We start from the raw sequence: 6,485 nt of genomic DNA, 5'->3' as shown, positions 1-6,485 counted from the left end.
GATGACACACACGAGAGCGGAACGACCGGTCGGAATAGGACCGATCGTTCACAGCGTCCTCGCTGTGTAATTGCCTACCGGAACCGTGAGGCCCGGCAGGACTTTCAAAGGAACCTCGAACCTGCCGAAGCAGGCCGGGGTATCAACATATCTGGCGTTGACTTTTGGCACGCTGTTGAGTTCTCAAGGAACGGACGCTTCCTTTGTACTCACCCTCTCGGGTTTTCCTCCGGGCTTTCCCTTCGGTCTTGCGTTTCCGACTCTATCAGACTCTTTCGTGTCCGATTCCCGGTCGAAGCGGGCCCTCTGCGAAGCAGAAGATTTGTTACTGCGCTTTCCAGTTCTTCGCTTTCGCGTTTCCCTTTCCGACGGTTCCAACCTTACCAGACTCTTTTTCGTTTCCGTTTCCGGTCCGAATTTGATTCCGGTGGCCGCTGGAGTGGCCTTTGCCTTTCGGCGGATTCGACTTTATCAGAAGCATTTCGGCCGATCTAATCGGCTTCATTGCTCGAGATAAGGGAATCAATGGCTCTGCGGAAACTCGGTTTCCGTTGAGAGCAAGGTAAATGCTAGCCGTTGGGCTCGAACCTGTCAAGTCCGACTCAACCGTTTGAATCTACCTCCCCATGTCCACCATGTCAATGGTTTTTTGGGGCGAGGGGAAGACTAGCAGGTCAGCGGGGTCATACGCACATCAGGCAGCGGCTGGGAGCTCGGCGCTTCGCTCGGTGGCGTCGAGGTCTCCTGCCTCGCCGGCTCGGGCCGCGCGGCCGCCGAGTATGTAGACGTACGCGAGAAACCCCAGCTCGGCAGCGATACCGATGGCGATACGGGCCCAGGTGGGGAGACCCGACGGGGTGACGAAACCTTCGATCACGCCCGAGACGAACAGGACCAGGGCCAGACCGATGGCCATGCCGATGGCGGCTCGGCCTTGCTGCGCGAGGGCGGAGCGGCGGGTCTGCGGGCCGGGGTCGATGACCGTCCAGCCGAGGCGGAGACCTGTACCGGCTGCGACGAATACCGCGGTGAGTTCGAGCAGGCCGTGCGGGAGGACCAGGCCGAGGAAGGTGTCGAGTCGGCCGGCCGACGACATCAGGCCGATGCCGACTGCGAGGTTGCGTACGTTCACGAAGAGGATCCAGATCACCGGCAAGCAGAGGAACGCCCCCAGGACCAGACACATCGCGGCAGCCTGAGCATTGTTCGTCCAGACCTGGGCGGCGAACGAAGCGGCCGGGTGGCTGGAGTAGTACGTCTCGTACTCCCCTCCGGGGCTGGTCATGCGGCGGAGGTCTTCAGGGGCGGCGATCGCCGCCTGGACCTCCGGGTGGGTGCCGATCCACCAGCCCATGAGTGCGGCCAGGAGCGTCGAGAGGACGGCCGTGGGAATCCACCAGTGCCTGGAGCGGTAGACCGCTGCGGGAAAGCCGGCGGTCAGGAAGCGGGTGGCGTCGCGCCAGGTGGCCCGGCGGGTGCCCGTCACCGTGGACCGGGCGCGGGCCACGAGCTGGGTGAGGCGCGCGGTGAGCATCGGGTCCGGGGCGCTGGACTGGATCAGTGAGAGATGGGTGGCCGTCCGCTGATAAAGGGCGACGAGTTCGTCGGCCTCGGTGCCGGTGAGACGGCGCCCGCGGTGCAGAAGGTGGTCCAGGCGGTCCCACTCGGTGCGGTGGGCTGTCACGAAGACGTCGAGATCCATGGTCGGCTGCTGCTCCAGGCATGGGTGCGTACGGGTCCGTACTAATGCGGCGCGCTGCGGGTCAGCTTGGCAGACTGAGCTCCCGAGGGGCAGGGAAGGTCGGCGAAGGGTGGGCGGCAATGAGTGAGCTTGTGACCGGGGACGCGGTCGTGCTGGGGCTGAGGCCGGCGAAACTGCCGAGTCGGGCGCTGGCTCTGGCGATCGATCTTGTCGTGGTGTGGACGGTTTTCATCCTGGTGTCGGTCGGGCTGACCGTCACGACAGTGACGCTGGACGAGGCGGCGAGCGCGGCCATTGCCGTCGCCACGTTTCTGCTCGTGCTGGTGGGCGGGCCCATCGCGGTGGAGACGCTCAGCCACGGCCGTTCGCTGGGGAAGCTGGCGTGCGGGCTCCGGGTGGTGCGGGACGACGGCGGGCCGATCCGGTTCCGGCACGCGCTGGTGCGCGGGGCGATGGGGGTCGTCGAGATCCTGATGACGCTCGGGGTCGTCGCATCCATCGCGTCGCTGGTGTCGGCCCGGGGGCGGCGGCTCGGGGATGTCTTCGCGGGGACGCTCGTCGTACGGGAACGGGTGCCGGCGGGGCGGGGTGTCGCCGTGCCGCCTCCGCCGCCGTGGGTGGTCGGGCGGTTCGCCGGGCTTGATCTGTCGGCGGTGCCGGACGAGCTGTGGCTGGCGATACGGCAGTACCTGACGCGGATGAACCAGCTCGATGCGGAGGTGGGGTGGTCGATGGCCACGCGGCTGAGTGGGGAGCTGGCCGCGCGTACGGGGGTTCCCGTTCCGGAAGGGGTACCGACTGCGGCGTATCTGGCCGGCGTGGTGAACGAGCGGCAGGCACGGGATGCGCGGCGGGTGTTCGCCGCTGCGCAGAGAGTTTCCCCGGAGGTCGGGGGCCCGCCTGTGGACGGACAGAGCGGCGTGGAGGGCCCGGGGGGCGTGCGGGCTGCGTCGGGGTCCATGGAGTGGCTGGCTCCTGTGGAACCCGCTAACCCTGGGGCTTCTGGGGTTTCCGGGGCGGCCAGGTCCCCGGTGCGGACTCCGGGCACTGGGTTTGCGCCGCCTGCTTAGACCGACCGGCAATTGGGGGGTGGGTGAAGGAGCGGGGCTGGGGTGCGTGCATCGCAAGGCGGAGGACTGAGCCATGGCGAAGCCATGGCGATGGACGACAACGCCGCGAGGTGCGTGCCCCAGCCCCGTGACGCCGCCCCCAATTGCCGGCCGGTCTCAGCGAGGGGAGGGCGGGGATTCCAGCTCTTCGAGCTCGATGCCGGGGGCCGAGAGGACCACGTCGCCGGCGATGTGGACGGTGTGCTGTTCACCCGTGTCCAGGGCGCTGACCTGGTATTCGTCCACCATCAGGGGGCCACTGTCAGTGGCGTGCGCTTCACTGTTCACCAGGGCCCAGGACTGGTCGACGGTACGGGGGGCGAGGACCGGGTCCGTGAAGGCGACGAGGCGGACGCGGGTCGCGGGGGAACCGGGGGTGAGGCGCAGCAGTCGTGAGGTCGCGACGAGGAATGCCGGGGAGGTGCCGGTGAAGGCGTGGGCGCGGACATTGCCCTCGGTGGCATGGGTACCGGTCGGGTCGGTGCGGACCCAGGTGACGCCTTCGAGGGCGGCTCCTCGGATCTGCCAGCTCGCGGCGTGGAGTTCGAGGCGAACGGGGCGGCCGAGTTCGTCGAGGGTGAGGTCGACGGAGCCCAGGTGATCGCCCGAGGGGGCGGTGGTCCGGGAGACGTAGCGCCAGCCGGAGGGGCCTGGGGCGCATTGGAAATGTTCTTGGCCGAGGGGGGTGTGGTCGTGGGGATCGTGGAGCGAATAACGGCCGCGGGGCATGGGGTCCTTCGGGTTCCTCGGGCTGTGCGGGTGCGGTACGACGCAGGCCCCCGACACGGGGGTGCGGGGGCCTGCGCTCGTATCTGCTGCTGAAGGTGGGGCTGGTCCGTCCGTCAGGGCAGTTCTGGACCGGTCACCGGCTGGTCCAGAACTGCGCCGCTGACGGACGGGATCAGCGCCGGATCAGTAGCGGTAGTGGTCGGGCTTGTACGGGCCTTCGACCTCGACGCCGATGTAGGCGGCCTGCTCGGGGCGGAGCGTCGTGAGCTTCACGCCGAGGGCGGCGAGGTGGAGGCGGGCGACCTTCTCGTCGAGGTGCTTGGGCAGCACGTAGACGTCGGTCGGGTACTCCTCGGGCTTGGTGAACAGCTCGATCTGGGCCAGGGTCTGGTCCGCGAACGAGTTGGACATGACGAACGAGGGGTGGCCCGTGGCGTTGCCCAGGTTCAGCAGGCGGCCCTCGGACAGCACGATGATGACCTTGCCGTCGGGGAACGTCCACGTGTGGACCTGCGGCTTGACCTCGTCCTTGACGATGCCGTCGATCTTGGCGAGACCGGCCATGTCGATCTCGTTGTCGAAGTGGCCGATGTTCCCGACGATCGCCTGGTGCTTCATCTTGGCCATGTCGGCGGCCATGATGATGTCCTTGTTGCCCGTCGTGGTGACGAAGATGTCGGCCTGGGCGACGACGTCGTCGAGGGTGGCGACCTGGTAGCCGTCCATTGCCGCCTGGAGCGCGCAGATCGGGTCAATCTCGGTGATGATCACGCGGGCGCCCTGGCCGCGGAGGGACTCCGCGCAGCCCTTGCCCACGTCGCCGTAGCCGCAGACAACGGCGGTCTTGCCGCCGATCAGGACGTCGGTGGCGCGGTTGATGCCGTCGATCAGGGAGTGGCGGCAGCCGTACTTGTTGTCGAACTTGGACTTGGTGACGGCGTCGTTGACGTTGATCGCCGGGAAGAGGAGGGTGCCGTCGCGGTGCATCTCATACAGCCGGTGCACACCGGTCGTGGTCTCCTCGGTGACGCCGCGGATCTCGGACGCCAGCTGGGTCCACTTCTGCGGGGCCTCGCCGAGGGTGCGGTTCAGCAGGGTGAGGATGTGGCCGTACTCCTCGCTGTCCGCGGTCGACGGGTCCGGGGCCGCTCCGGCCTTCTCGAACTCGACGCCCTTGTGGACGAGGAGGGTGGCGTCGCCACCGTCGTCGAGGATCATGTTCGGGCCGCCGGTGGGGGTGTTCGGCCAGGTCAGGGCCTGCTCCGTGCACCACCAGTACTCTTCCAGCGTCTCGCCCTTCCAGGCGAAGACCGGGACGCCGGCGGGGGTGTCCGGGGTGCCGTTCGGGCCGACGGCGATGGCTGCGGCGGCGTGGTCCTGGGTGGAGAAGATGTTGCAGGAGGCCCAGCGGACCTGGGCGCCGAGGGCGACCAGGGTCTCGATCAGCACGGCGGTCTGCACGGTCATGTGCAGCGAGCCGGTGATGCGGGCGCCGGCGAGCGGCTGTGCGGCGGCGTACTCCTTGCGGATCGACATCAGGCCGGGCATCTCGTGCTCGGCGAGCGTGATCTCCTTGCGGCCGAACTCCGCGAGGGAGAGGTCGGCGACCTTGAAGTCCTGTCGACTGGCGACCGTCGTCATAACGGGCTGCTCCTCGTAATGGGGTCGAGGGTGGGTAGGGCTTGGCTCTGCGGCGGCGGGCACACGAATGCCCGGGCGCTCGCAGCGCAGTCCGTCGGAGGCCCTCTCTCCCTCGCCCGGTCCGCAGGAGCGGAGCGGCCGACCGCCATCAGCAGCGACGTCTGACACTGGCATCGAATCTACACCGATCGGCCCAGCTGCTCCCAGCCCACTCGGGGCCGGGAGCGGTCGGAAGAAGGATCGGGAGGGTCAGTGGCCGGAATCGGCCGGGTCGGTGTCGGGGGCCGTGGCCGGATTGGTGCCCGTGGCGGCGGCCGTCTCGTTGAAGATGTCCGGTTCCAGGTAGATGACCCGGGCGATCGGGACGGCTTCGCGGATGCGGGACTCGGCGGCGTTGATGGCGTTGGCGACCTCGGTGGCGGTGTCGTCGTGCTGGACGGCGATCTTCGCGGCGACCAGCAGTTCCTCCGGGCCGAGGTGGAGCGTACGCATGTGGATGATGCGGGTGACGGTTTCGCCGTCGACGACCGCGGCCTTGATCTTGTCGACCTGGTCGGTGCCGGCGGCCTCACCGAGCAGCAGCGACTTCGTCTCGGCGGCGAGGACGATCGCGATGATGATCAGCAGGATGCCGATGCAGAGGGTGCCGATGCCGTCCCAGACGCCGTTGCCGGTGGCGAGGGCCAGGCCCACACCGCCGAGGGCGAGGGCCAGACCGATCAGGGCGCCGAGGTCCTCCAGGAGGACGACGGGGAGCTCGGGGGCCTTGGCCCGGCGGACGAACTGGGTCCAGGTGAGCTCGCCCCGGGTCTCGTTGGACTCCTTGATGGCGGTCCGGAAGGAGAAGCCCTCGGCGATGATCGCGAAGACCAGTACGCCGACCGGCCAGTACCAGGCCTCGATCTCGTGCGGGTGCCGGACCTTCTCGTAACCCTCGTACACCGCGAACATGCCACCGACCGAGAACAGGACGATGGAGACGAGGAAGGCGTAGATGTAGCGCTCACGGCCGTAGCCGAAGGGGTGCTGGGGGGTGGCTTCGCGCTGGGCCTTCTTGCCGCCGAGCAGCAGCAGCCCCTGGTTGCCCGAGTCGGCGATCGAGTGGACGCTCTCCGCGAGCATCGACGACGAGCCACTGAACAGGAACGCCACGAATTTGGCCACTGCGATCGCGAGATTGGCGCCGAGCGCCGCCACGATCGCCTTGGTTCCGCCTGACGCACTCATGGGTGCCTGTGTCCCTTCGTCAATGCTGCGGCCCTGGCGCCGCGGTACGGCCGGACATTGTTGCAGCCGCTGATTCG

The 6,485-nt window shown here is 67.9% G+C and carries 5 protein-coding genes; 1 reads left to right on the top strand and 4 read right to left on the bottom strand.

What is annotated here, in order from left to right; genetic code table 11:
* Positions 1-694 precede the first annotated feature (694 nt).
* On the bottom strand, positions 695-1,702 hold the full coding sequence (locus tag ACWD6R_RS19920) for a stage II sporulation protein M (RefSeq protein WP_451819888.1): 1,008 nt from the start codon (positions 1,700-1,702) through the stop codon (positions 695-697).
* Positions 1,703-1,821: 119 nt separating this feature from the next.
* On the opposite strand from ACWD6R_RS19920, the gene ACWD6R_RS19915 reads away from it, so the two are divergent.
* Positions 1,822-2,772, top strand: coding sequence for an RDD family protein (locus ACWD6R_RS19915; protein WP_451819887.1), 951 nt, complete (start codon positions 1,822-1,824; stop codon positions 2,770-2,772).
* A 156-nt stretch (positions 2,773-2,928) separates the two neighbouring features.
* Here ACWD6R_RS19915 and ACWD6R_RS19910 read toward each other — a convergent pair whose 3' ends face one another.
* From ACWD6R_RS19910 to ACWD6R_RS19900, 3 genes are all read right to left on the bottom strand, one after another.
* Positions 2,929-3,540: a hypothetical protein gene (locus ACWD6R_RS19910; RefSeq protein WP_451819886.1), complete on the bottom strand. Its 612-nt coding sequence runs from the start codon at positions 3,538-3,540 to the stop codon at positions 2,929-2,931.
* Between the two features lie 183 nt (positions 3,541-3,723).
* A complete protein-coding gene (gene ahcY / locus ACWD6R_RS19905; protein WP_451819885.1) occupies positions 3,724-5,181 on the bottom strand; it encodes an adenosylhomocysteinase in 1,458 nt (485 codons plus the stop codon).
* A gap of 249 nt (positions 5,182-5,430) precedes the next feature.
* Positions 5,431-6,408: a cation diffusion facilitator family transporter gene (locus ACWD6R_RS19900; RefSeq protein ID WP_451819884.1), complete on the bottom strand. Its 978-nt coding sequence runs from the start codon at positions 6,406-6,408 to the stop codon at positions 5,431-5,433.
* Positions 6,409-6,485: the final 77 nt, after the last annotated feature.

It is taken from the genome of Streptomyces sp. NPDC005151 (genome assembly GCF_053599875.1).
This window is presented reverse-complemented; position numbering and strand designations above follow the sequence as displayed.

Coding starts and splice junctions, on each gene's coding strand:
- ACWD6R_RS19920 (WP_451819888.1), bottom strand. CDS start 1,702: ATGGATCTCGACGTCTTCGTGACAGCCCACCGCACCGAGTGGGACCGC.
- ACWD6R_RS19915 (WP_451819887.1), top strand. CDS start 1,822: ATGAGTGAGCTTGTGACCGGGGACGCGGTCGTGCTGGGGCTGAGGCCG.
- ACWD6R_RS19910 (WP_451819886.1), bottom strand. CDS start 3,540: ATGCCCCGCGGCCGTTATTCGCTCCACGATCCCCACGACCACACCCCC.
- ahcY (WP_451819885.1), bottom strand. CDS start 5,181: ATGACGACGGTCGCCAGTCGACAGGACTTCAAGGTCGCCGACCTCTCC.
- ACWD6R_RS19900 (WP_451819884.1), bottom strand. CDS start 6,408: ATGAGTGCGTCAGGCGGAACCAAGGCGATCGTGGCGGCGCTCGGCGCC.